Genomic DNA, 23,340 nt, shown 5'->3' with positions numbered 1-23,340 from the left:
GGGCGGCGGGGACCCGGCGGGAGTGAGTGAGCGACGATGACAGGTCATGCGCGCACGAGAGACCGGGCACCCGAGCCGGCGGCGCCGCACACGCGGACGCCGCCGGACCAGCCGCCCGTACCCCCCGGGGAATCCCCCGGCGAGCCCCGCGGCACGTCGGCGTCGTACGGCGGCTCGCACGGCGACCCGCACGACGCCTCCTGCCGGGAGCACGGGGCGCCCGCCCGGCCGCTGCGCCGGGACGCGCTGCGCAACCACCAGCTGGTGGTGGCGGCGGCGCGGGAGGTGTTCTCGGAGTTCGGCACCGACGCCAGCATGGAGCAGATCGCCTCGGCGGCCGGTGTCGGCGTCGGGACGGTCTACCGGCGCTTCCCCAACAAGGAGGCGCTGGTCGACGAGATCGCCGGCGAGATGCTGCGCGAGCTCAGCGAGGTGGCCCGGCGCTCGCTCGCCCAGCCCGACGGGTCGGGCCTGGAGGTCTTCCTGCGGGTCATCGGCCGCTCGCTGGCCGAGCACCGCGGCTACGCCGACAAGCTGGTGGGCCACAAGGCGTCCTGCGTGGAGCTGCTGCGCGACCGGGTCGCCCAGCTGCTGGTGCAGGCGCAAGCGTGCGGGCGGGTCGCGCCGGGCGTGGAGCTGGGTGACGTCATGGCGCTCATCTGGGGCCTGCGCGGCATCGTCGAGACGGCCGGCGCGGTGGTGCCGGACGCCTGGCAGCGGCATCTGGACATCCAGCTGGCGGGCCTGCGCTCGGTGGCGGTGCCGCCGGACAGCCCGCCGGCGGTGACCCGGGCGCAGCTGCGGCGGATCGGCGCGGTCAAGGACGGCGCCGCCGGCCCCGGGCCGGACGCGACGTGAGCCACGCGCGGGAGCCCGGCCACCGGGTGGTGGCCGGGCTCCCGCGATGTCGTGGCGTGCGCGCGGCGCCGCGCGCGGGCGCTGCGGCGGGTCAGCCCTGGCGGCCCTTGGAGCGCGGGTCCTTGCGGTTGATCACATAGACCTTCCCGCGCCGGCGGACGATCTGCGCGCCCGGGCGGTTCTTGAGCGACTTCAGGGAGTTGCGGACCTTCATTTTCGGGCGCCTTTCTCTTCGTCCGGCGGTCATACTCGGTCGTGCACGCCTCATAACGGCGGCGGGCGGGCGTTCATTCCGCCCGGCGCCGCGCCCACGCATCGCACGGCACGGAGGGGACCGGCGCATGAGCCAGGAACGAGCGGGCGGCGACGAGCGCGACGAGCAGGACTTCTCACCGGGTTTCTCCAGCCCCGACTTCTCCAGTCCGGACTTCACCGGCCCCGACGGCACCATCGGCGACTTCAAGGTGCCCGACTTCACCGTCCCGCCGTTCGAGGGCCCCGACTACGAGGCGGAGGACGCCGAGGACCTGGTCCCGGACGAGGCGGGCTTCTCCAGCCCCGGCTACTCCAGCCCGGACTTCAGCTCTCCCGACGGCGACGACCCGGACTCCCGCGCCGGGCGCTGACCGGCCCCTGCACCAGCGCCGCCGCGGCGGCCCGGGTGACGGCCTCGGTGAGCGCGGCCAGCGGCGGCGAGTCGAGCTTCCACTGCTGCCAGTAGAGGGGGACGTCCACCGGGCGGTCCGGCGCGAGGCACACCAGCGTGCCCGCGCGCAGATACGGCCCGGCCTGCGCGTCGGGGACGGTGCCCCAGCCGAGCCCGGCGGCGACGGCCGCGGCGAAGGACTCCGAGGAGGGCACGTACGTCCTCGGCTGCCCGGTGGTGGGCCGGCCGGGCAGCAGCCCGCGCAGGAAGGCGTCCTGGAGGTCGTCCTTGCGGTCGAAGACGATCATGGGCGCGGCCGGCAGCGCCTCCTCCAGCGGCCCGTGCGCGAGGTGGCGGGCGGCGAAGCCGGGCGAGGCGCACGCGAGATAGCTCATCCGGCCGAGCGGGCGTACCGAGCAGCCCTGCACGGGCTCGGGCGAGGAGGTCACCGCGGCCATCACCCGGCCCTGGCGCAGCAGCAGCGCGGTGTGGTCCTGGTCGTCGCGGTGCAGGTCGAAGCACACGTCGAGGGCCGCGGCGGTCTCGGCGAGCGCGGGCAGGAACCAGGTGGCCAGCGAGTCGGCGTTGACCGCGACCGGCAGCGTCGCCGGCCCCGACGCGCCGGTCAGGCCCAGCTCCGCGCCGGCGTCCTGCTCCAGCCGGGCGAGCTGGCGCCCGAACCGTACGACGATCTCCCCGGACGGCGTCGGCCGTACCGGCTTGGAGCGCAGCAGCAGCACTCGCCCGGTGCGCTGCTCCAGCGCCTTGACCCGCTGGCTGACCGCGGACGGCGTGACGTGCAGCCGCTCGGCGGCGGCCTCGAATGTGCCCTCGTCGACGGCGGCGAGGAGGGTGCGTACCTGGTCCAGCGGCAGTCCGTTCACCATCACATTCGCTAATCATAGTTAAGAAAGCTGAGCTGGACTAAAGTTGTCCGGGTTTCCTACGCTCCTTTCATGAACACCGCTCTTCTCGCGGCCCTCGCCGGTCTCGGCACCGGCCTGTCCCTCATCGTGGCGATCGGCGCGCAGAACGCGTTCGTGCTGCGGCAGGGGATACGCCGTGAGCATGTCGCGGTGGTCGTGGCGATCTGCGCGCTGTCCGACGTCGTCCTGATCTCGGCGGGCATCGGCGGCGTCGGCTCGGTGGTGCGCACCTGGCCCACAGCGATCACCGTGACCGGCTGGCTCGGCGGCGCCTTCCTCGTCTCGTACGGGCTGCTGGCCGCCCGGCGCGCCTTCCGGCCGCAGCGGCTGGAGGCGGCGATCACCGGCGGCGGCTCGCTGCGGGCGGCGGTGCTGACGTGCCTGGCGATGACCTGGCTCAACCCGCATGTCTACCTCGACACGCTGCTGCTGCTCGGCTCGCTCGCCAACGGCTACGGCCGGTCCCGGTGGGGCTTCGGGGTGGGCGCGATGGCCGGCAGCGTGGTGTGGTTCGCCGGCCTCGGCTTCGGCGCCCGGCTGCTGGAGCGGCCGTTCTCCCGGCCGGGCTCCTGGCGGGTGCTGGACGCCGCCATAGCGTGCATGATGATCGGCCTGGGCGTGCTGATGGTCGCCAGGACCTGAGCCGGCCCGGAGCGCCCCGAACCGGCCCCGGCCCCCGGTGCGGTCAGGCGTCGTCCGGCGCCGTGAGGTCCTGCTCGACCCAGACGGTCTTGCCCCGGTCGCCGTAGCGGGTCCCCCAGCGGTCGGCCAGCGCGGCGGCGATGAGCAGGCCCCGGCCGCTCTCGTCCTGCGCGCGGGCGTGCCGCAGGTGCGGGGCGGTGCTGGACTCGTCCGAGACCTCCACCGTGAGCCGGTCGTTGCGGATCATCCGCACGTGCGGCTCACCGCCGGCGTGCCGCAGCACATTGGTCACCAGCTCGCTGATCACCACCTCGGTGGCGAAGACGTGGTCGTCGAGGCCCCACTGCGCCAGCTGCCGGCGCGCCCGGGCCCGGCACCGGGCGACGGCGGCCTCGTCGCGCGGCGCGGTCCACGACACGTGGTCGCCCTCGGGGAGCCGGCGCACCACCGCGGTCAGGACGGCGCCGCCGCCGTGGCCGCGGGCGTGGTCGTCCATCAGCGCGTAGACGATGTTGTCGCAGGCCGCCTGCGCGTCGCCCGCCGCGGTGCCCGCGGCGCGGCGCAGCAGCGCGAAGGAGTCGTCGCCGTGGGCCGGGCGGAGCATGGAGGCGGAGTAGAGGGTCAGCAGCGCCCGGGGAGCGAGGGTGGTGCACGTCCGCTCGTAGCCGGAGGTCTGGCCCAGGGGCGGCCCGACGGGCAGGTCCAGGGGCCGCGTGTCGCCGTCGGGGGTGGTCACCAGCGGGGCGGGCCAGTCGGCGCAGGCCACGGCGCACTGGCCGGTGATGGTGTCGTAGATCGCGTAGAGGCAGCGCGTGCTCTCGCCCTCGGGCTGCGGGCGGCCGTCGGCGGCCTCGTCCTCCTGCTGCATCTCGTGGGTGATGTCGTCCAGGTGCGCCAGGAGCTCGTCCGGTGGGAGGTCCATCCGGGCGAGGGTGGCGAAGGCGGTCCTGAAGCGCCCCATGTCCACCGACGCCTGGAGGCCGTGCTGCGGGATCTGCCCCATGGCCAGGCCGACGCGGGCGCCGGACAGGGCGATGACGTCGAACCAGTGGGTGGTGCGTCCGCCGGGCTTCCAGAAGTACGCGGTGCGCAGCGCCGGCAGCTGCGGGATGTGGTGCGGCAGCAGCCGCCGCTGGAGCGTCGCCGCGGTGGTCAGCTCCCGGGTGTAGCGGCGGGCGTTGTCCATGTGGACCGCCGCGCGGGCGGTGACCTGCTCGGCGAGCGCCAGGTCGCGCCGGTCGAAGGGGGTGGGGTCGCGGCGGCCCCGGTAGAGGCACACCAGGCCCAGGACCCGGCCCTGCTGCACCACCGGCGCCAGGATCATCGAGTGCACCCCGGAGCGGCGCAGCACGTCGGCGCGGGCGGAGTCGTGCATGTGCCAGTCCGCCGGGCTGCCGTGCGGGTCCAGCAGCCGCGGGCGCAGGTCGGACAGGGCCTGGGTGTAGGGGGTGGGGAACAGGAAGCGGCTCGGCTCGCCCACGTCGTAGAGGCTGGTGAAGTCCGCCGCGGCGCTGAACGCCGCCCGCCGCAGCGGGGCCCTGCTGCTCACCGGCGGCCGGGCGCCCTCCTCGCCGTGGAAGACCGCCTCCACCACGTCGACGGTCACCGCGTCGGCGAAGTCCTCGGTGAGCGCCGAGGCCAGTTCCTGCGCCGTCCGCATGATGCCGAGCGTCGTCCCCACCCGCGCGTGCACCGCGGCGAGCAGCTGCCGCTCCTCGCGGGCCCGTACGTTCTCCGTCACGTCGTGGACGATCGCCGCCGCGCCGATGACGGCCCGGCCCTCGCGCAGGGGCAGGGCGAGGACGGAGTAGGTCCGCCGGCCCTTGCTGACGTCCCGCTCGACGACCGGGCAGTCACCGCACGCCCGCGCGGGCTCCATGGCCTCGGCGAGCAGCGGGCTGAGCCGCAGGCCCGCGTCGAGGTCGGCCGCGCTGCGGTCGGTCAGGTCCTCGGCCCGGGCACCGCGGACGGCGCGGGCGGCCCGGTTGCTGCGCAGCAGCCTGAGGTCGGCGTCGTAGAGCTCGATGCCGGCCACCGACTTGTCGAAGGCCGACGACATGTAGGCGCTCTCCGCGCGGGCCGTGCCGGGGCTCGCCGCGGAGCCGACGGCGGCGACCACGGTGTCCTCCCCGTCGCGCCAGGCGTCCAGCTGGAGCACCGGCGAGCCGCCCTTGCCGCTCGCGGCCAGCAGCAGCCCGAGGACGTCGAGGGCCGGCTGCCCGACGGCCTCGTCGAGCCGGCTGCCCTTGGCGCCGCTGACGGACGTCACCAGCCCGCGGGTGTCGAAGCTGAACGAACTTCCGTCGGCCATCCCGGGACACCTCCACGTACCGGTGACGTGCCCGCCTACGCCCATTGTCCGACGCGGGCCCCGCCGGTGCACCCGGCCGCCCCGCGCCCCCGCCGGCGCCGGGCGGCGGTCAGCGCGCGGCGGCCGTCAGCGCGGCTTCCGCCCGGGCGGGGCGGTCGGGCGGAAGCCGATCACGGCGGCGTCGTCCCGCCGGTCGGCCGCCGCGGCGAGCAGCTGCGCGCACAGCGCGGCCAGCGGCGCGCCCTCCTTGCGGGCCCGTACCGCCTGGGCGGCCAGCGCCGTCATGCCCTCGGACAGGTCGGTGCCCGGCACCTCGATCAGGCCGTCGGTGTAGAGCAGCAGGGTGTCGCCGGCCCGCAGCTCGTGGCGCCAGGTGCGGCGGGTCAGCTCCGGGGCCACGCACAGCGGCAGGTCGGGGCCTTCGCCCTCCAGGAAGCGCGGCGGGCCCGCCGCCGGGAGCAGCAGCGGCGGCGGGTGGCCGGCGTTGGACCAGGCGGCGTGCCAGCGGTCGCCGTCCGGCTGCAGGCAGGTGTGCACCGCGGTGACCAGCGGCGCGATGTCCAGCCCCTCGACGACCCGGTCCAGCCGGGTGAGGCTGCGCGCCGGGGCGTCGGGGCCGGACTCGTCGTAGGCGATGACCCGCAGCATGCTGCGCAGCTGGCTCATGGAGGTCGCCGCGTCCAGGTCGTGGCCGGCGATGTCGCCGATGGTGAGGGTGACCGAGCCGTCGGGCAGCACCAGCGAGTCGTACCAGTCGCCGCCGATCTCCGCGGTGCGGCTCGCGGGCTGGTAGTGCGCGGACAGCTGCGCGCCGGGCACCCGCGGGGTGGGGGTGAGCAGGGCGCGCTGCAAGGTGAGCGCGGTCTGCCGGGTGCGCTGCAGCTCGATGGCCTGCCGCAGCGGGTCGCGCACCTCGTTGAGCACCTCGCCGAGCAGTTGCAGGTCGGCGGGGCCGGGCGCCGGGCTGTTGTTGCAGGCGGCAGCGGCGGCGAAGGCCACCACGGACGCCTCGATGACGATCGGCACCAGCGTGATGCTGGTCGCGTCGGTCTCGCGCAGCCACTTGGTGGACAGCTCCGGCAGGACGCCGGGCGGCGGCTGGCCCGCGGGGAAGGTCAGCAGCCGGGGGCGGCGGCTCTCCACGACCTCCCGGGCGATGTGGCCGACCGGCCGCGGCTCGTGGCTGAGCGGCGGCAGCTCGGGCAGCCCGTCCCGGGCGGTGGCGGCGATCCTGGTCGCCATCAGGGTGTCCTCGGGGCCGGGCGGCAGGCCCTGCGGGGGCAGCAGGAAGACCGCGCACACGTCGGCCAGCTCCGGCACCACGGCGGCCGTGACCGCGGCGAAGGCCTGCGGCACGTCGTCGGCGGCGGTGACCGTCGCGACCCGGGCGAGCAGCCGCTCGCGCAGCCGGTTGCGCCACTGGTCCTCGACGTCGGCGGTGGTGCCGATCCACTCGGCGGCCTCGCCGCCGTGCATGATCGGCACCGCGCGGGACTGCACGTGCCGGTAGGTGCCGGTCGCGGTGCGCATCCTGAAGGTGCACACGAACATCGACGGCGGGTCCGCGGCGGCCTCCCGCCAGGTGTGCACCAGCCGGTTGCGGTCGTAGGGGTGGACCTGGGCGAGCCACTCCTGGTCGATCACCGGCCGCCACGGGATGCCGGTGAAGTCCTGGAAGCCGCCGACCAGCTCCTGGATCTCGCCGGTGGGCTGCATCACCCAGACGATCTGGTTGACCGCCGACATCAGCGCCTCGTAGCGCTGCAGCGCCTGGTGGCGCTGCTCGGACAGCTCCTCGGCGTGCCGGACCGCGGTGACCTGGACGGTGGTGTCGATGGCGACGGCGAGCACGCCGGGGCCGTGCCGGGTGACCACCGGGGAGCAGCTGTAGACGAAGTGCCGGGGGCCGGGGGCGCCGGGCGCGGTCCCCTCGGTGGTGCGCGGCGAGGTGACCTGGCGGGCGGTGCGGTCGCCGAAGACGTCGTCCAGCATGGCCAGGAAGCCCGCGGCGGCGGGCTCGTCGAAGACCTCGCGGGCCGGGAGGCCGAGCCGGCGCGGGCCGAACAGGTCGCGGAAGGCCTCGTTGTGGTAGACGAGCACATGGTCGGGACCGGCGGTCATCGCGACCGGCACGACCACGCGGTCGAAGACCTCCGGTTCGAGCTCGGGCACACCCGTGCCCTTGCCGCTGCGCCTCATCCTTCGATCATCGCGCGCCGGGCCGCGTCAGGCGCGCCGAGAACCGGTCTGCCGGCCGATCGGATCGACATCGGGAGAGCGCTCTCCCGCTGGTGGGCACGGACCGTGGCGGTACGCGCACGGCCGGTGCTCACGCCGAGGCGCGGACGACCAGCCGGGTGGGGGTGATGATCGGGGACGCGGCGGCCGTGCCGTCCGGTCCGGCCTGCAGCTCCAGGGTGCGCAGCAGCAGCTGCGCCATCAGCCGGCCCATCTCCTCGATGTCCTGCCGGATGGTGGTCAGCGGCGGGTCCGTCCACTCGGCGACCGAGACCATGTCGTCGAAGCCGATCACGGCGATGTCGTCCGGCACCCGCCGGCCCCGGGTGCGCAGCACCCGCAGCGCCCCGGAGGCCATCACGTCGGAGGCGGCGAAGACCGCGTCGAGGTCGGGGACGCGCTCCAGCAGCGCCTCCATCGCCCGGGCGCCGCCCTCCGGGGTGAAGTCGCCCTCGGCGACGAGCGCGGCGGGGGTGTCGGGCAGCACGTCGCGGAACCCGTCGAGGCGGTCCACGGACGCCGGCTGGTCCAGCGGGCCGGCTATGTGGGCGATGCGCCGCCGCCCGAGGCCCAGCAGGTGGCGTACGGCGTCCCGCGCGCCGCCGCGGTTGTCGCAGTCGACGTAGAGGGTGCGGCGCCGGGCGTCGGTGTCCGGCCAGGTGGGGCGACCGCCGATGACGGTGGGCACGCCGGCCTTGCGGGCGAGCACCGGCAGCGAGTCGTCGGCGTGCAGCGAGAAGATCAGCGCGCCGTCCACGTGCCCGGAGGTCAGGAACCGGCCGACCCGCTCCCGGTCGGCCGGGCCGCCGGTCAGCAGCAGCACCAACTGGTTGTCGTGCGCGGACAGTTCGCGGCTGATGCCGCGTACCTGCTGGGCGAAGAAGGGGTCGGAGAAGAACCGGGACTGCGGCTCGGCGACGACCACCGCGATGGCGCCGTTGCGCCGGGTCACCAGGGTGCGGGCGGCCTGGTTGGGCACATAGCCCAGCTCCTCGACCGCGGCGCGCACCCGCGCCGCCAGCGGCCCGCGCACCCCCGCTCCCCCGTTGACCACCCGGGAGACGGTGGCCCGCGACACGCCGGCCCTGGCAGCGACGGCCTCCAGCGTGGGACGGGAGGCGGCGGGCGGCACGGACAACGTGAGGTCTCCTTCGCGCGGCGGGCGGCGGGCGGACAGGACACGTGCGACAGCGCGACACGCGCGGGCACGAGGGCCGACGGCCGGGCAGCCACAGCGTATCGGGTCGGCACCACCCGTGAGAGCGCTCTCCGAAGAGATTGCGGGCAGCCGCGCATGGCCGGCCGCGGATCGGGCAGTCGCGGGGAGGACCACAGGGACCCGCGAGGAAGGGCGGCCATGACCCAGATCCCCAGCCTCATGCTCAACAACGGCACCTCCATCCCCCAGCTGGGCTTCGGGGTGTTCCAGATCGAGCCGCAGGACACCCGGCAGGCGGTGCTCACCGCGCTGGAGACCGGCTACCGGCACCTCGACACCGCGCAGATGTACGGCAACGAGAAGGAGGTCGGGCAGGGCGTCCGGGACTCCGGGGTGCCGCGCGCGGAGGTCTTCGTCACCAGCAAGCTCAACAACGGCTTCCACGCCCCCGACGCCGCGTTCGCCGCCTTCGACCGCAGCCTGGAGGACCTGGGCTTCGACTACCTGGACCTCTTCCTCATCCACTGGCCGCTGCCCGGCGTCGGCGACTTCACCGAGACCTGGCACGCACTGGAGGAGATCCACCGCTCCGGGCGGGCGAAGGCCATCGGGGTGTCCAACTTCCAGCCGCACCACCTGGAGCGGCTGGCCCAGACCTCCTCGACGGTCCCGGCGGTCAACCAGATCGAGGTGCACCCCTACCTCGCACAGGACGACGTACGCGCGTACGGCGCGCAGCACGGCATCGCGACCGAGGCGTGGTCGCCGATCGCGCAGGGCAAGGTGCTCGGCGACCCGGTGATCACCGCGATCGCCGAGCGGCTGGGACGCACCCCGGCGCAGGTGACGCTGCGCTGGCACATCCAGCGCGGGGACATCGTCTTCCCCAAGTCGGTGACGCCCGCCCGGGTCGAGGAGAACTTCCGGATCTTCGACTTCGAGCTGACGCCCGACGACATGGCGCAGATCACCGCCCTGGACCGCGGCGAGCGCACCGGCCCGGACCCGGACACCTTCAACTGGGTCCCGAGCTGACACACCTCACGCCGGCCGCCGGCTCAGCCCCGCGCCGGGCCGGCGGCCGTGCGGTGCTCGCCGGAGCCGCGGATCACGAAGCGGGTGAGCAGCACCACCGAGCGCGGGGCCGAGCGGTCGCCGGCGATCCGGGAGAAGAGCAGGTTGGCCGCGGTGCCGCCGAGCGCCACCGGGTCCTGGCTGACGACGGTCAGCGGCGGGGTGAGGCGCTCGGCCAGCGGCAGGTCGTCGAAGCCCACCAGGCCGAGCGGCGCGGGGTCGCCGAGCGCGTCCAGGACGCCGAGGGTGATGACGTCGTTGCTGGTGAAGACCGCGGTCGGCGGGTCGGGCAGGGTGCGCAGCGCGGCGAGCGCGGCGCGGGCCTGCGGCTGCGAGCGCAGTTCGTGCCGGACCAGCGCGGGGTCCTCGGGTATGCCGTGGGCGGCGAGCGCGTCGCGGTAGCCGGCGTGCCGTTCGGCCTGCGTCCAGATGTCGTAGCGGTCGCCGAGGTAGGCGATCCGGGTGTGGCCGTGGCCCAGCAGATGGGTGACGGCCCGTCCGGCGGCGGCCCGGTTGTCGACGGTGACGGTGTCGACGGCCAGGCCCCTGGCGGGGCGGTCGACGCACACCACCTGGGTGCCGCCGGCCATCTGGCGCTTGAGGAAGCCGTGGCTGCCGCTGGTGGGGACGAGGATCAGGCCGTCCACCTGGCGGGCGGTGAAGGCGGCGATGACCTCGCGTTCGCGCTGCGGTTCGTCGTTGGTGCTGCCGACCAGCACGACGTGGCCGCGGCGGTGCGCCTCGTCCTCCACCGAACGGGCCATCAGCGCGTAGAAGGGGTTGGCGAGGTCGTCGACGACCAGGCCGATGGTGGACGTGCCGAGGTTCTTCTGCCGCAGGCTGCGGGCGTTGTCGTTGCGCTGGTAGCCGAGCTTGCGCACCGCCTGGCCGACCCGCGCGGCGGTCTCCGGGGTGACGCCGGGTGCGCCGGAGACGACCCGGGAGACCGTCATGGGGCTCACGCCGGCCGCGCGGGCCACGTCCTTCATCGTCGGGCGGTTCACGGGCCTCCTCGTCGCCGGGCCGGTCGGCTGGTGCGTCGATGATGGCAGGCGCCGCCCGGCGACCTGTCAGCAGGCGGCCTGGTAGAAGTATTTCCTGACGTCGGGCTGGTTCATGTTCGCCTTGGTGATCGCGACCATGTCGGTGCCGATGCGCGCGGTGACCTTCTTGCCGTCGATCGCGGCGAGCGCCTGGTCGACGCCCTGCCGGCCGATCGCGCCGGGGTCCTGGGCGACCAGCACGTCGAGGGTGCCGCCGGTCAGGGCGGTGATCTCGTCGGGTTCCGCGTCGAAGGCGGCGACCTTGACCTTGCCCTGCCTGCCCGCGGCCTGGAGGCCGGTGGAGATGCCCTGGGCGGTGTTGGTGTTGCCGGCGAAGACCCCGCCGAGGTCGGGGTGCGCGGCGAGCGTGGACTGGATCTGCGAGGCGGCGGTGGCCGGCAGGTCGTCGTCGTAGAGGACCGGCAGCAGCGTGATGCCGGGGTGGTTGTGCTGCATCTCCTCGGTGAAGCCCTTGATACGGGCGTCGGTCGTGGAGACCCCCGGCTTGACGCTGATGACGATCGCCGAGCCCTTGTCGCCCATCAGCTGCGCGAGCGCCTTGGCGGCGGTCCGGCCGCCGGCCTCGTTGTCGGAGGAGATCCGGGAGACGCCGACGGAGGTGTCGCTCACCTCGGTGTCGACCAGCACGATCTTGGTGCCCGCGCCCTGGATCTGCTTCAGGGACGGGGTCAGGGCGGCGGTGTCGACCGGGGAGATGAGCAGGCCGCCCGGGTGGGTGGCGGCGACGGAGTCGATGATCGGGCGCTGGACGGAGACGTCCCACTGGGCGGAGCCGTTGACGGTGAGTTTCACGCCGCGCTTGTCGGCCTCCTGCTGGGCCGCGCAGGCCATGGTGATGTAGAAGGGGTCGCTCTTGACGCCGGTGATGAGGTCCAGGCTGCGCGATCCGGAGCCGCCCGAGCCGCCGCCGCAGCCGGCGGTGGTCGCGGCGGTCAGGGCGAGGGCGGCGCAGCATCCGGCGAGCGTGGACGTTCTTCTTCTGGTCGGGCGCATGGCGGGCGGCCTTTCCGTGGAGGTGAGCCGGAGGAGAGCGGGGTGCCGGGGAGCGGGACGGGTGCGGGGGCGGGACGTGCGGAGCCGTACAGGGGGGCGTTGCGTGCGCGCGTGCTCAGCCGCGTTCCCGGCCGCGCCGGCGGAACTGGTCCAGGTACACGGCGGCGACCAGGACGACCCCGATGGCGACGTCCTGCCAGTACTGCTGGACGCCCATGATGATCAGCCCGGTGCTGAGCACCGCGGGGATGAAGACGCCGATGACGGTGCCGAGCACCGATCCGCGGCCCCCGAAGAGGCTCGCGCCGCCCAGCACGACGGCGGTGATGACCTTGAGGTTGTCGGTGGAGTGCCCGGCGATCGAGGTGGTGCCGAAGTACGCGAGCCACATCACGCTGCCGAGCCCGGACAGCAGGCCGACCAGTGCGTAGACCTTGACCAGGTGGGCGTCGACGTCGATGCCGGCCCGGCGGGCGGCCTCCGGGCTGGAGCCGATGGCGTACGTGTGGCGGCCGAACCGGGTGAAGGCCAGGACCAGGCCGAAGACGACGGTGGCGGCGAAGGCGATGACGACGAGCCAGGGGATCTGGCCGAAGAGCTTGCCGAAGCCGATGGCGCGCTGGAGCCGGCCGGAGACGGCGCCGGCCGGGTCCTGGCCGCCGGTGATGATCTGCGCGGCGCCGAGGGCCGCGCCGAAGCCGCCGAGGGTGACGATGAGCGGCGGGACGCGGGCCTTGGCGACGAGCCAGCCCTGGAGGGCGCCCCACACCAGGCCGGTGGCGAGCGCGATGAGGGTGCTCACCGCGACGGTGCCCCAGCCGGCGCCGGCGCCGCCGTGGTGGATGGTGTACTCCGCCGACAGCACCGCGGACAGCACCAGGACCGAGCCGACGGACAGGTCGATGCCGGCGACGATGATCACGTACGTCATGCCGACGGCGAGCACGAGGTAGATGGCGGCGTTGGTGGCGATCTGGGTGAGGTCGTAGCGGGTCAGGAAGGTGCTGGGCCGGGCGGCGGTGAAGAAGGCGACCAGCAGCGCCAGGACGCCGAAGGTCCAGCTCTCGTTGGCGGCGGCGAGCCGGCGCAGCCACGTGGGCGCGGCGGCGCGCAGGGCCGCGGTCCTGCCGCGGTCCTCGGCTGCGGGGGCGGGGGCGGGTGCCCGGGCGGTCATCGGGGGCCGTCCTGTCGGGGGTCGTCCTTGCCGGCGCCGGTGCGGTCGCCGGGGCGGTCGCCGGGCGCTAGTCCGGCGTCCACGGCGTCCAGCGCGCCGGTCATCGCGCCGACCAGGTCCTCGACCGTGGTGCCGGCGGCGGTGAAGCGGGCGACCCGGCGGCCGAGCCGCAGCACCTCCACCCGGTCGGCCACCGACAGCACTTCGGGCATGTTGTGGCTGATCAGGACGACGCAGATGCCGCGGTCCCGGACCCGTCTGACGGTGTCCAGGACCCGGCCGCGCTGGACGACGCCGAGGGCGGCGGTCGGTTCGTCCATGAAGATGATCCGGTTGGCGAAGGCGACCGCGCGGGCCACGGCGACCGACTGGCGCTGCCCGCCGGACAGGGCGGCGACGGGCACGCCGACGTCCCGCAGGTCGATGCCGAGGTCGGCGAAGGCGGTGACGGCCGAGCGCCGCATGGCCGCCCGGTCGAGGACCTTCAGCCGGCCGAGCAGGCCGCCGCGGAAGATCTCCCGGCCCAGGTGCAGGTTGGCGGCGGCGTCGAGGTCCGGGGCGAGGGCGAGGTCCTGGTAGACGGTCTCGATGCCGTGCCGGCGCGCGTCGAGCGGGCCGGCGAAGCGTACCGGCGTGCCGTCGAGGAGGATCTCGCCGCCGTCCGGGGCCAGGGTGCCGGAGAGCGTCTTGACGAGGCTGCTCTTGCCGGCGCCGTTGTCGCCGACGAGCGCGACGACCTCGCCGGCGTAGGCGGTGAAGTCGGCGTCCTGGAGCGCGGTGACGTGGCCGAACCGCTTGGTCAGCCGGCGTGCTTCCAGCAGGGGTGGTGCCATCGGCCGCCTCCCGGCGTCGTGGTCGGCACGGTGTTTGGTAACGTTCTCAGGCGTTGGAGGATTGTGCGGTCGGCCTGACGGCGTGTCAATACACCGCGTACGGCCCGCCGTTGGGCGGGAGGGCGGGCCGGGCTTGATCGAGGGGGCCGCCACGACGCCCCCTCTTGACATGGCGCCATCACACCCGGAAGATGCAGCGCAGCTTGGTAACGTTCACAACGCCCCACCCGCCGAGCCGGGGTGAACCGGCAGCACTCGCTCCCGCGTTCGCCCCCGTCCGCACCGTCCCGCTCACCGCCTGCGTCCCGCAGAGCCATCCCCCCAGTGCCCGAGGCGGGCGACCGCGCGTCATCCCGCGGCCGGCCGCCGCCACGAGAAGGTGGTCGTCGTGCTCCCTCCCGTGCTCCGCAGCAGAACCGCCGGCGCCGTCGGCGCCCTGTTACTGGCCGCGCTCGGCATCGGCGGCCTCACCGCGGCCCCCGCCGCCCAGGCCGCCACCGACTACACGCAGTACGTCGACCCGTTCGTGGGCTCCGACGACAGCAACGCCCCCAACCCGGTCGGCGGCGGCGCCGGCGGCAGCACCTACCCGGGGGCCGTGGCGCCCTTCGGCGGGGTGCAGTTCAGCCCCGACACCCCGACCGCGTCGCCGTCCGGCTACCGCTACTCCGACGGCAGCATCGAGGACTTCAGCCTCACCCACTTCGACGGCGCCGGCTGCCCGAACAACGAGGACCTGCCGCTGCTGCCGGTCACCGGCTCGCTGGGCACCTCCCCCGGCAGCAACTGGACCGGCTACGCGTCGGCGTACACCAAGGCCAACGAGTCGGGCTCGCCCGGCTACTACAAGAACCGGCTGGACAAGTACTCCACCGGCGTGGAGCTGACCGCCACCACCCGCACCGGCATGGCGCGGCTGACGTACCCGTCGACGACGGCCGCGAGCCTGCTGATCAACACCGGGCGCAGCGCGACCGGCAACCGCAGCGGCTCGGTGAAGATCAGCGGCTCGGAGGTCACCGGCAGCGTCACCGCGGGCGGCTTCTGCGGCTCGTCGAAGACCTACCAGATCTACTTCGACATCCGCTTCGACCGCGCCCCGAGCGCCTTCGGCACCTGGAGCGGCGGTACGGTCTCGGCCGGCTCCACGGCGACGTCCGGCACCAACACCGGCGCGTACGTCACCTTCAACACCACCGGCAGCCAGACCGTGCAGGCCAAGATCGGCCTGAGCTACGTCAGCGTCGCGGGCGCCCAGGCCAACCTCACCGCGGAGAACAACGGCTGGGACTTCGACGGCACCCGCAGCGCGACCGCCGCCGCCTGGAACGCGATGCTCGGCCGGGCGCAGGTGACCGGCGGCTCGACGGAGAACCTGAAGAAGTTCTACACCTCGCTCTACCACGTCTTCCAGAGCCCCAACATCTCCAGCGACGTCAACGGCGACTACCGGGGCTTTGACGGCGCGGTGCACAACTCGGCCCGCCCGGTGTACCAGAACTACTCCGGCTGGGACATCTACCGCTCCTGGGCCGCGCTGGTGGCGCTGATCGCCCCCACCGAGGCGTCCGACATCGCCAAGTCGATGGTGCTGGACGGCCAGCAGGGCGGTCTGCTGCCCAAGTGGTCGCAGCAGACCAACGAGGACTTCGTGATGACCGGCGACCCCGGCCCGATCGTCGTCAGCAGCATGTACGCCTTCGGGGCGCGGGACTTCGACACCGCCGCCGCGCTGTCGCTGATGGAGAAGGCCTCCAACGGCGGTACGGCGCAGGGCTCGCCGATCCGCGGCAACCAGGGCCCGTACACCAGCCAGCACTACCTGACCGCCCCGTCGGACTCGCTCGAATACAGCGCCTCGGACTTCGCGGTCGCCCAGTTCGCCAAGGCGCTCGGCAACACCGGCAGTTACACCACCCACATGACGCGGGCCCAGTGGTGGCGCAACACCTTCAGCACCGAGTCGGGGTACGTGCAGCCGCGCAACGCCGACGGCAGCTGGTCGTGGCCGCTGGACCCGGCGAGCCAGAGCAACTTCACCGAGGGCAACGCGGCGCAGTACACCTGGATGGTCCCGTACGACTACGCGGACCTGATCAACTACATGGGCGGCCCGAAGGCCGCCGCCCAGCGGCTGGACCACCACTTCACGCAGGTCAACGCCGGGCAGAGCCTGCCGTACTACTACATCGGCAACGAGCCCGAGCACGGCGTGCCGTGGGCGTACGACTTCGCGCGCGACCCGGCGGGCGCGGCGGACGCGGTGCGCAAGGTCATGACGGAGTCCTTCACCACCGGCGCCGGCGGCCTGCCCGGCAACGACGACCTGGGGGCGACCTCGGCGTGGTACGTGTGGGCGGCGCTCGGGATGTACCCGGTGACGCCCGGCGCGGACACCCTCGCCGTCAACGGCCCGCAGTTCCCGTCGGTGGTGCTCAAGCGGCCCGGCGGCGACATCACCGTCAACTCCTCGGGCAGCGGCGGCTATGTGCAGGGCCTGAAGGTCAACGGCACGGCCACCACGCACAGTTGGCTGCGCTACCCGGACGTCGCCGGCGGCGCCACGCTCGACTACACCATGGGCGCCGCCCCGAGCGCGACCTGGGGCACCGGCGCGGGTGACGTGCCGCCCTCCTTCCAGGACGGCGCGACCCCGGTACCGGCGGCGCCGGCGCTGGGCACCGACCTGGCGCAGGGCAAGGCGGTCACCGCCTCCACGCCGTGCGCGAGCGCGGAGTCCGGCGACAAGGCGGTCGACAACTCGCTCAAGAACAACAGCAAATGGTGCTCCAAGGACGCCAACCCCACCCTGACGGTGGACCTGGGGTCGGTGCAGACGGTGGGCTCCTTCGTGGTCGCGCACGCCGGTCTCGGCGGCGAGAACACCGCGTGGAACACCTCCGCCTTCCAGATCCTGACCAGCACCGACAACAGCACCTGGTCGCTCGCGGCCAACGTCACCGGCTCGCGCTCCAGCCGCACCTACCACTCCGTCGCCCCGCGGCAGGCGCGCTACGTACGGCTGGCGATCTCCGCGCCCACCAACAGCGGCGGCGACACCGCGGCCCGTATCTACGAACTGGAGGTGTACGCGCAGTCCGGCGGCGGGGGCGCGACCCCGCACGCGATCACCGGGCTCGCCGGCAAGTGCGTGGACGTCGCCAACTCCGGCACCGCCAACGGCACCCACGTCCAGCTCTACGACTGCAACGGCACCGACGCGCAGTCCTGGACCGTCGGCGGCGACGGAACGGTGAAGGCGCTCGGCAAGTGCCTGGACGACGCCAGCTCCGGCACGGCCGACGGCACTTTGGTGCAGCTGTGGGACTGCAACGGCAGCAACGCCCAGAAGTGGACGGTCAGCGGCAAGCAGTTGGTCAACGCCGCGGCCAACAAGTGCCTGGACGTCCCCGGTTCCAACACCGCCAACGGCACGCAGCTGGACGTGTGGACGTGCAACGGCGGCGCCAACCAGCAGTGGACGGTGAGCTGATCACCGCGAGCCGAGCCGGCTGCGAGGGCTGAAAGGGCTGAGGGCGTGCGCGGCGCGCCCTCAGCCCACCCGCTGCCCCTTGCCGAGCGCGATGACCCCGCCCGCGGACACCGTGTAGAGCTCGCGGTCGCGGTCGGGGTTCACGCCGATGGTGGCGCCGGGCGGCACGTCCACGTTCTTGTCCAGCACCGCCCCGCGCACGATCGCGCCGCGCCCGATCCGTACCGCGTCGTGCAGCACCGAGCCCTGGACGACCGCGCCCGGATCCACCACCACGCCGAGTGAGAGCACCGAGCGGGTGACCTGGCCGCGGATGACGCAGCCGGGGCTGATGACCGACTCCCCCACGATGCCGCCGGCGGCGATCTTGGCGGGCGCCAGCTGGCCGGGGTGGGTGTAGATGGGCCAGCGGCGGTTGTCCAGGGTGAAGGCGGGCTGGTCGGAGATCAGGTCCATGTGGGCGTCGTAGTAGGCGTCCAGGGTGCCGACATCGCGCCAGTAGCCGTGGTCGCGGGCGGTCTCGCCGGGCACGTGGTTGGTGTCGAAGTCGTAGACCTGCGCGACACCCGCGGCGGTCAGCCGGGGCAGGATGCTGCCGCCCATGTCGTGCACGGACTGCGGGTCCTCGGCGTCCTCGTAGAGGGCGTCGATGAGGGTCTTGGTGGTGAACAGGTAGTTGCCCATCGAGGCGAAGACATGCCCCGGGTCGCCCGGCAGCCCCGGCGGGTCGGCGGGCTTCTCCAGGAAGCGCTCCACGGTGACGCCGTCGGCGGCGGGCGTGATGACCCCGAAGCCGGACGCGTCGGTGCGCGGCACCTTGATGCCGGCCACGGTGACGCCCGCGCCGTGCTCGATGTGCTGCTCCAGCATCTGCCGCGGGTCCATGCGGTAGACGTGGTCGGCGCCGAAGACCGCGATGTAGTCGGGCTGCTCGTCGTGCACGAGGTTGAGCGACTGCAGGATCGCGTCGGCGCTGCCCAGATACCAGCGCGGGCCGAGCCGCTGCTGCGCGGGCACCGGCGTGACGTAGTTGCCCAGCAGGCTCGACATCCGCCAGGTGGTGGTCACATGCCGGTCCAGCGAGTGCGACTTGTACTGCGTGAGCACGCAGATCCGCATCATCCCGGCGTTGACCAGGTTGGACAGCACGAAGTCCACCAGGCGGTACGTGCCGCCGAAGGTCACCGCCGGCTTGGCCCGGTCGGCGGTCAGCGGCATCAGCCGCTTCCCGGCGCCGCCGGCCAGCACTATCCCCAGCACCGAAGGATTACCGCGCATCGACGTCCCCCTTGGGTCGTGTCCCGCCCTGCCCGTCTGTCCCGCCCCGCCGGTACGCCCCGCCGGGCCCGCCGCCGCTCACACCGCGGCCAGCACCTGCTCGTAGAGCGCAGCGGTGCGCCGCGCCACCGTGTCCCAGCCGAACTCGCGCACCGCCCGCTCCCGTCCCGCCGCGCCGAGCGCCGCCGCCCGCGCCGGGTCGGCGACCAGCTCGCCGAGCGCGTCGGCGAGCCCGGCCTCGAACGCCTCGGGGTTTTCCTCGTCGTAGGGCACCAGCAGCCCCGTGCCGCCGTGCTCGACGACCTCGGGGATGCCGCCGACCGCGGAGGCGACCACGGCGGTGCCGCAGGCCATCGCCTCCAGGTTGACGATGCCCAGCGGCTCGTAGACCGAGGGGCAGGCGAAGACGGTGGCGTGGCTGAGCAGTTGCACCACCGCCGGCCGCGGCAGCATCGCCGGGATCCAGTGCACCCCGTCGCGCACCGCGTTCAGCTCGTCGAACAGCGCGCGGAACTCCCGGTCGAGCGCGGGTGTGTCGGGCGCTCCCGCGCACAGCACGAGCTGCACCGCCGGGTCCAGCCGGCGGGCGGCGCGCAGCAGGTGCGGTACGCCCTTCTGCCGGGTGATGCGGCCGACGAACAGCACATACGGCCGGTCGGGGTCCACGCCGATCCGGCGCAGCACGTCGGTGCGCTCGTCGGGGCGGTAGGCGTCGGTGTCGATGCCGTTGCGTATGACGTGGACCCGCGCGGGGTCGAGCGCCGGGTAGCAGCCGAGGATGTCGCGGCGCATGCCGTCGGAGACCGCGACGACGGCGTCGGCGGACTCCATCGCGGTGCGCTCGGCCCAGGACGACAGCGCGTACCCGCCGCCGAGCTGCTCGGCCTTCCAGGGCCGCAGCGGTTCGAGGGAGTGGGCGGTGAGCACGTGCGGGACGCCGTACAGCAGCTTGCCGAGGTGCCCGGCGAGGTTGGCGTACCAGGTGTGGGAGTGCAGCAGGTCGCGGCCCTGGAGGGCGGCGGCCATCGCCAGGTCGACGGAGAAGGTGCGCAGCGCGTCGTTGGCGCCGTCCAGCGACACGGCGGCGCGGTGCCGGACCACCCCGGCGTCGGCGTCCGCCTCGGCCGCCTCGCCCCAGCAGTGCACCTCGACGTCGACCAGCGTGCGCAACTGCCTGGCTAGGAACTCCACATGCACCCCGGCACCGCCGTAGACCTGCGGCGGATACTCGCGGGTCAGCAGCCCGACCTTCACCGGTGCTCTCCCGTCCTCGACACTTCCCGGCCCGTGCCGGGACCACCCGGCGTTCGCGCCTTCCGTGCCTGAGTCCTTTCCCCCGATCCGGCTCCGGCTACCGCCCCCGGGCGAGCTGTCTGGCCGGTATCGGTTTCGGCCACCTTCGGCACGCCCCGGACGGGGTCCGCTTGTGAACCGGTTCTCCAGCGGAGGGCCCCGCTCCGATGTCTGATGGTGCGTCAGCCCATCGGAGCGACTGCTGGGGCCGCCCGGCCTCACCGGCCGCGACCGCCGGTCGCGCTGTGCGACCGGCGGTGGCCGCGTGCCTAAGCACACCCGGCCCGTACAGGCGTGCAATTCCGCGGATCCGGCCCGCCGGGGGCCCTTCGGGATTGACGCTTTATGGACGGCTGCAACGGCCGCAGCCCGGGCACACGTAGGAGAGACAGAAAGTGACCACCGACATCCCCCCGACGACCGCACCCGTTCCGCTGCGCGCCGGCAGCAGGTTGGCGTTGGCCCTGGCGAGGGAAGAGATGATGCAGGAATACCACCGATGGGAGACCGACCCGGCGACCGTCGTCGGTTTTGGCGCCCGCTGGCCGGTGTCCTGGGAGGTCTTCCGGGCCCGCTTCCGCTCCGCCCATACGTCGGCTCATTACCAGCTCTTCGAAGTGATCCACACGGTGAGCGCGACGCCGGTCGGCACGGCCGCGCTCAGCGTGGACCAGTCCGTCAACAACGCGGAGTTCACCCTGGTGATCGCCCCGGAGCAGCGCGGCCGGGGCTATGCGGCCGAGGCCACCGCACTGACCCTGGAGTGGGCGTTCGCCATCGCGTCGCTCAGTTCGGTGTGGCTGGAGGTGCCCGCGCCCCACACGCCCGCGGTCAGCGCTTACCTGAAGGCGGGATTCCGTGCCGCCGGGCGGCTGCGCAACGCGGCCTTGTGGCACGGCAGGCGGGTCGACAAGCTGCTGTTCGACTGTGTGCCCGACGACCTCGCAGAGAAGAGGTGACCACCATGTCCTGCCCCGACGTGAACTGCCGCAAGGGCGGCTGCACGACCGACCCGGGCGGCGGCCGGCCCGCCGGCAGCGGCGACGGCAAGCGCTGACCGAGGTCGCCGCGATCCCCTCCACCACGACCCTCCGGCGCACCGCCGGCCCGACTCAAGCGCTTTCCCTGCACCCTTCACATGTCCGGCATGTCGCCGGACGGACGGCGGCCGGACCCTCCGGCGGACCACGACGGCGAACCGGTCCGGCCGCCCTTTGCCCGCAAGACTCCTCCCACCCTTGACTCAACCGGTTAAGCATGGTCTTCTGCACGGGCCCGGCAGGACGTACGGTGTGGGTGATCGACCGCCGCCCAGCCAGAAGGACGTCCCATGGCCCTGTTCGACCTGCCGCTCGACAAGCTCCGGGAGCGGCGCAGCAGTTCGGTGGCGCCCGCGGACTTCGACCAGTTCTGGACGGACACCCTCGGCCAGGCCCGGCGCTACGACCTGGGCGCCTCCTTCCTCCCGGTGGATACCGGCCTGACGACGCTGGACACCTACGACGTGACCTTCGCCGGCTTCGGCGGCCACCCCGTCAAGGGCTGGTTCACGCTGCCCGCCGGGACGAGCGAACCGCTGCCGCTGGTCGTGGAGTTCGTCGGGTACGGCGGCGGGCGCGGCCTGCCGCACACCCATCTGCTGTGGGCGTCGGCCGGCTACGCCCATTTCGTGATGGACACCCGCGGCCAGGGCGGCGGCTGGTCGGCCGGCGACACCGAGGACCCGGTGGGCAGCAGCCCGTCCACCCCCGGCTTCCTGACCCGCGGCATCGAGGACCCCTACGACTTCTACTACCGCCGGGTGTTCACCGACGCCGTGCGCGCGGTGGAGGCGGCCCGCTCGCACCCGCTGGCCGACGCCTCCCGTACGGTCGCGGCCGGCATAAGCCAGGGCGGCGGCATCGCCCTCGCGGTCGGCGGCCTGGTGCCCGACCTCGCGGCGATCGCGCCGGACGTGCCGTTCCTGTGCGACTTCCCGCGGGCGATCACCCTCACCGACGTCCTGCCCTACCGCGAGGTGGGCCGCTATCTGTCGGTGCACCGCGACCGCAAGGACAAGGTGCTGGACACCCTCGCCTACTTCGACGGGGTGCACTTCGCCGCCCGCGGCCGGGCGCCGGCGCTGTTCTCCACCGCGCTGGAGGACCAGACGTGCCCGCCCTCCACGGTGTTCGCGGCCTTCAACGCCTACGCCCACCAGGACAAGCACATCGAGGTCTACGACTTCAACGGCCACGAGGGCGGCGGCCCGCACCAGCAGGCCGCGCAACTGCGCTGGCTCCCGGAGCGGTTGGCCGACCCCAAGCCGGAGTGAGGCGGAGCGGGAACCGCAGTCGCCCCAAGTGGCCTGTGGGGCACCGGAAAAGAAAAAGGGAATACTCCCGGGACGGCGGGGAAGGCGGTAGCCCACCAGTCGTACGAGTGAGGCGATGACGTGACCGCAATGCTTGAGCAGTCGCAAGACACGGACAAGTCGGCGGCGGCGCACACGCAGTGGCCGCAGGAGGCACGGTGGCCGCGCGGGGCCGACGCGGCCACCGGCGGGCTGCCGCTGATCGACGACGCCGCCGCGGTGGCCCCGCAGGACGCGCGGGCCCTGTCGAAGCTGTTCTTCGACCGCCTCCGGGAACTGGAGGAAGGCACTGCGGCCTACAGCTACGCGCGCAACACGCTGATCGAGATGAACCTGTCGCTGGTGCACTTCGCGGCCGGCCGCTACCGCAACCGCCCGGCCACCGACCACGAGGAGATCGTGCAGGTCGGCACCATCGGGCTGATCAAGGCGATCGACCGCTTCGACCTGTCGCGCGAGACGGAGTTCACCACCTTCGCGGTGCCCTACATCGTGGGCGAGATGAAGCGCTTCTTCCGCGACACCACCTGGGCGGTGCACGTGCCGCGCCGGCTCCAGGAGCTGCGGGTGGAGCTGAGCAAGGCCAAGGAGACGCTGTCGCTGCGGCTGGACCGCGATCCGACGGTCGCCGAGCTCGCCGAGCACCTGGGCCTGCCGCAGCAGGAGGTCATGGAGGGCCTGGTGGCCGCCAACGGCTACACCGCCGGCTCCATCGACACCCCCTACAGCGACGGCGACAGCTCGGCCGACGGCGAGGGCCGCACCCTCAGCGAGACCTTCGGCGAGCGCGACCGGGCGATGGACCTCTTCGAGGACTTCCACGCGCTGGCCCCGCTGCTGGAGCAACTGCCCGAGCGCAGCAGGCTGCTGCTGCAGCTGCGGTTCGGCGAGGAGCTGACGCAGGCGGAGATCGGCGAGCGGCTGGGCTGCTCGCAGATGCACGTCTCCCGGCTGCTGAGCCGCACCATCGCCCGGCTGCGGGCCGGCATGCTCGCCGACTGACCT

The 23,340-nt window shown here is 73.5% G+C and carries 19 protein-coding genes; 8 read left to right on the top strand and 11 right to left on the bottom strand.

Annotation, left to right across the window (positions count from 1 at the left end; translation table 11 throughout):
- Window positions 1–36: 36 nt before the first annotated feature.
- Window positions 37–858, top strand: a complete 822-nt coding sequence (locus HCN08_RS28075) for a TetR/AcrR family transcriptional regulator (protein WP_167986074.1) — start codon at window positions 37–39, stop codon at window positions 856–858.
- Window positions 859–949: 91 nt separating this feature from the next.
- On the opposite strand, the gene ykgO is transcribed toward HCN08_RS28075, so the two are convergent.
- Window positions 950–1,072 (bottom strand): type B 50S ribosomal protein L36, encoded by a 123-nt coding sequence (gene ykgO, locus HCN08_RS28070; RefSeq protein WP_167986073.1) that lies wholly within the window; start codon window positions 1,070–1,072, stop codon window positions 950–952.
- Window positions 1,073–1,199: 127 nt separating this feature from the next.
- On the opposite strand from ykgO, the gene HCN08_RS28065 reads away from it, so the two are divergent.
- Entirely contained in the window at window positions 1,200–1,484 is a 285-nt protein-coding gene (locus HCN08_RS28065; RefSeq protein WP_167986072.1) for a hypothetical protein, read from the top strand.
- Here HCN08_RS28065 and HCN08_RS28060 read toward each other — a convergent pair.
- Window positions 1,438–2,391, bottom strand: a complete 954-nt coding sequence (locus HCN08_RS28060; RefSeq protein WP_206319348.1) for a LysR family transcriptional regulator ArgP — start codon at window positions 2,389–2,391, stop codon at window positions 1,438–1,440. The two genes, HCN08_RS28065 and HCN08_RS28060, sit on opposite strands and share 47 nt — an antisense overlap.
- Window positions 2,392–2,460: 69 nt before the next feature.
- Here HCN08_RS28060 and HCN08_RS28055 point away from each other — a divergent pair, with 69 nt between their 5' ends.
- The gene (locus HCN08_RS28055) at window positions 2,461–3,072 is read left to right on the top strand and encodes a LysE/ArgO family amino acid transporter (RefSeq protein WP_167986071.1); all 612 of its coding nucleotides are present in this window, start codon (window positions 2,461–2,463) and stop codon (window positions 3,070–3,072) included.
- A 43-nt stretch (window positions 3,073–3,115) separates the two neighbouring features.
- On the opposite strand, the gene HCN08_RS28050 is transcribed toward HCN08_RS28055, so the two are convergent.
- From HCN08_RS28050 to HCN08_RS28040, 3 genes are all read right to left on the bottom strand, one after another.
- The gene (locus HCN08_RS28050) at window positions 3,116–5,383 is read right to left on the bottom strand and encodes a SpoIIE family protein phosphatase (protein WP_167986070.1); all 2,268 of its coding nucleotides are present in this window, start codon (window positions 5,381–5,383) and stop codon (window positions 3,116–3,118) included.
- A gap of 126 nt (window positions 5,384–5,509) precedes the next feature.
- On the bottom strand, window positions 5,510–7,582 hold the full coding sequence (locus tag HCN08_RS28045; RefSeq protein WP_167986069.1) for a SpoIIE family protein phosphatase: 2,073 nt from the start codon (window positions 7,580–7,582) through the stop codon (window positions 5,510–5,512).
- A 130-nt stretch (window positions 7,583–7,712) separates the two neighbouring features.
- Complete coding sequence (locus HCN08_RS28040) at window positions 7,713–8,753, bottom strand: LacI family DNA-binding transcriptional regulator (RefSeq protein ID WP_167986148.1); 1,041 nt, start codon at window positions 8,751–8,753, stop codon at window positions 7,713–7,715.
- 225 nt (window positions 8,754–8,978) lie between these two features.
- Here HCN08_RS28040 and HCN08_RS28035 point away from each other — a divergent pair, with 225 nt between their 5' ends.
- On the top strand, window positions 8,979–9,815 hold the full coding sequence (locus tag HCN08_RS28035) for an aldo/keto reductase (protein WP_167986068.1): 837 nt from the start codon (window positions 8,979–8,981) through the stop codon (window positions 9,813–9,815).
- Between the two features lie 23 nt (window positions 9,816–9,838).
- Here HCN08_RS28035 and HCN08_RS28030 read toward each other — a convergent pair whose 3' ends face one another.
- From HCN08_RS28030 to HCN08_RS28015, 4 genes are all read right to left on the bottom strand, one after another.
- Window positions 9,839–10,858, bottom strand: coding sequence for a LacI family DNA-binding transcriptional regulator (locus HCN08_RS28030; RefSeq protein ID WP_322974728.1), 1,020 nt, complete (start codon window positions 10,856–10,858; stop codon window positions 9,839–9,841).
- 66 nt (window positions 10,859–10,924) lie between these two features.
- Complete coding sequence (locus HCN08_RS28025; RefSeq protein ID WP_167986067.1) at window positions 10,925–11,911, bottom strand: ABC transporter substrate-binding protein; 987 nt, start codon at window positions 11,909–11,911, stop codon at window positions 10,925–10,927.
- A 115-nt stretch (window positions 11,912–12,026) separates the two neighbouring features.
- On the bottom strand, window positions 12,027–13,085 hold the full coding sequence (locus HCN08_RS28020; RefSeq protein WP_167986066.1) for an ABC transporter permease: 1,059 nt from the start codon (window positions 13,083–13,085) through the stop codon (window positions 12,027–12,029).
- The gene (locus tag HCN08_RS28015; protein WP_167986065.1) at window positions 13,082–13,918 is read right to left on the bottom strand and encodes an ATP-binding cassette domain-containing protein; all 837 of its coding nucleotides are present in this window, start codon (window positions 13,916–13,918) and stop codon (window positions 13,082–13,084) included. Before HCN08_RS28015 ends, HCN08_RS28020 begins: the two co-directional genes overlap by 4 nt.
- A gap of 388 nt (window positions 13,919–14,306) precedes the next feature.
- Here HCN08_RS28015 and HCN08_RS28010 point away from each other — a divergent pair, with 388 nt between their 5' ends.
- Entirely contained in the window at window positions 14,307–17,411 is a 3,105-nt protein-coding gene (locus HCN08_RS28010) for a GH92 family glycosyl hydrolase (RefSeq protein WP_206319341.1), read from the top strand.
- Between the two features lie 60 nt (window positions 17,412–17,471).
- Here HCN08_RS28010 and glgC read toward each other — a convergent pair whose 3' ends face one another.
- Both glgC and glgA read right to left on the bottom strand, forming a co-directional pair.
- On the bottom strand, window positions 17,472–18,689 hold the full coding sequence (glgC, locus tag HCN08_RS28005) for a glucose-1-phosphate adenylyltransferase (protein WP_167986064.1): 1,218 nt from the start codon (window positions 18,687–18,689) through the stop codon (window positions 17,472–17,474).
- A gap of 78 nt (window positions 18,690–18,767) precedes the next feature.
- Window positions 18,768–19,943: a glycogen synthase gene (glgA, locus tag HCN08_RS28000; protein ID WP_167986063.1), complete on the bottom strand. Its 1,176-nt coding sequence runs from the start codon at window positions 19,941–19,943 to the stop codon at window positions 18,768–18,770.
- A 434-nt stretch (window positions 19,944–20,377) separates the two neighbouring features.
- On the opposite strand from glgA, the gene HCN08_RS27995 reads away from it, so the two are divergent.
- The 3 genes from HCN08_RS27995 to HCN08_RS27985 all read left to right on the top strand — a co-directional run bounded on the left by HCN08_RS27995 (window position 20,378) and on the right by HCN08_RS27985 (window position 23,337).
- Window positions 20,378–20,941, top strand: a complete 564-nt coding sequence (locus HCN08_RS27995; RefSeq protein WP_167986062.1) for a GNAT family N-acetyltransferase — start codon at window positions 20,378–20,380, stop codon at window positions 20,939–20,941.
- A gap of 371 nt (window positions 20,942–21,312) precedes the next feature.
- Window positions 21,313–22,296, top strand: a complete 984-nt coding sequence (locus HCN08_RS27990; RefSeq protein ID WP_167986061.1) for an acetylxylan esterase — start codon at window positions 21,313–21,315, stop codon at window positions 22,294–22,296.
- Window positions 22,297–22,416: 120 nt separating this feature from the next.
- Window positions 22,417–23,337, top strand: a complete 921-nt coding sequence (locus HCN08_RS27985) for a SigB/SigF/SigG family RNA polymerase sigma factor (RefSeq protein WP_322974727.1) — start codon at window positions 22,417–22,419, stop codon at window positions 23,335–23,337.
- The last annotated feature ends 3 nt before the right edge of the window (window positions 23,338–23,340 follow it).

The sequence above is a fragment of the Actinacidiphila epipremni genome (assembly GCF_012034175.1).
In the GTDB taxonomy this organism is placed as follows: domain Bacteria; phylum Actinomycetota; class Actinomycetes; order Streptomycetales; family Streptomycetaceae; genus Actinacidiphila; species Actinacidiphila epipremni.
Note: the sequence above shows the minus strand (reverse complement) of the source record. Positions and strands in the feature narration are given on the sequence as shown.

Bases quoted from the DNA above. Each gene is read 5' to 3' on its own strand.
- HCN08_RS28075 (WP_167986074.1), top strand. From the start codon at position 37: ATGACAGGTCATGCGCGCACGAGAGACCGGGCACCCGAGCCGGCGGCG.
- ykgO (WP_167986073.1), bottom strand. From the start codon at position 1,072: ATGAAGGTCCGCAACTCCCTGAAGTCGCTCAAGAACCGCCCGGGCGCG.
- HCN08_RS28065 (WP_167986072.1), top strand. From the start codon at position 1,200: ATGAGCCAGGAACGAGCGGGCGGCGACGAGCGCGACGAGCAGGACTTC.
- HCN08_RS28060 (WP_206319348.1), bottom strand. From the start codon at position 2,391: ATGGTGAACGGACTGCCGCTGGACCAGGTACGCACCCTCCTCGCCGCC.
- HCN08_RS28055 (WP_167986071.1), top strand. From the start codon at position 2,461: ATGAACACCGCTCTTCTCGCGGCCCTCGCCGGTCTCGGCACCGGCCTG.
- HCN08_RS28050 (WP_167986070.1), bottom strand. From the start codon at position 5,383: ATGGCCGACGGAAGTTCGTTCAGCTTCGACACCCGCGGGCTGGTGACG.
- HCN08_RS28045 (WP_167986069.1), bottom strand. From the start codon at position 7,582: ATGAGGCGCAGCGGCAAGGGCACGGGTGTGCCCGAGCTCGAACCGGAG.
- HCN08_RS28035 (WP_167986068.1), top strand. From the start codon at position 8,979: ATGACCCAGATCCCCAGCCTCATGCTCAACAACGGCACCTCCATCCCC.
- HCN08_RS28025 (WP_167986067.1), bottom strand. From the start codon at position 11,911: ATGCGCCCGACCAGAAGAAGAACGTCCACGCTCGCCGGATGCTGCGCC.
- HCN08_RS28020 (WP_167986066.1), bottom strand. From the start codon at position 13,085: ATGACCGCCCGGGCACCCGCCCCCGCCCCCGCAGCCGAGGACCGCGGC.
- HCN08_RS28015 (WP_167986065.1), bottom strand. From the start codon at position 13,918: ATGGCACCACCCCTGCTGGAAGCACGCCGGCTGACCAAGCGGTTCGGC.
- glgC (WP_167986064.1), bottom strand. From the start codon at position 18,689: ATGCGCGGTAATCCTTCGGTGCTGGGGATAGTGCTGGCCGGCGGCGCC.
- HCN08_RS27990 (WP_167986061.1), top strand. From the start codon at position 21,313: ATGGCCCTGTTCGACCTGCCGCTCGACAAGCTCCGGGAGCGGCGCAGC.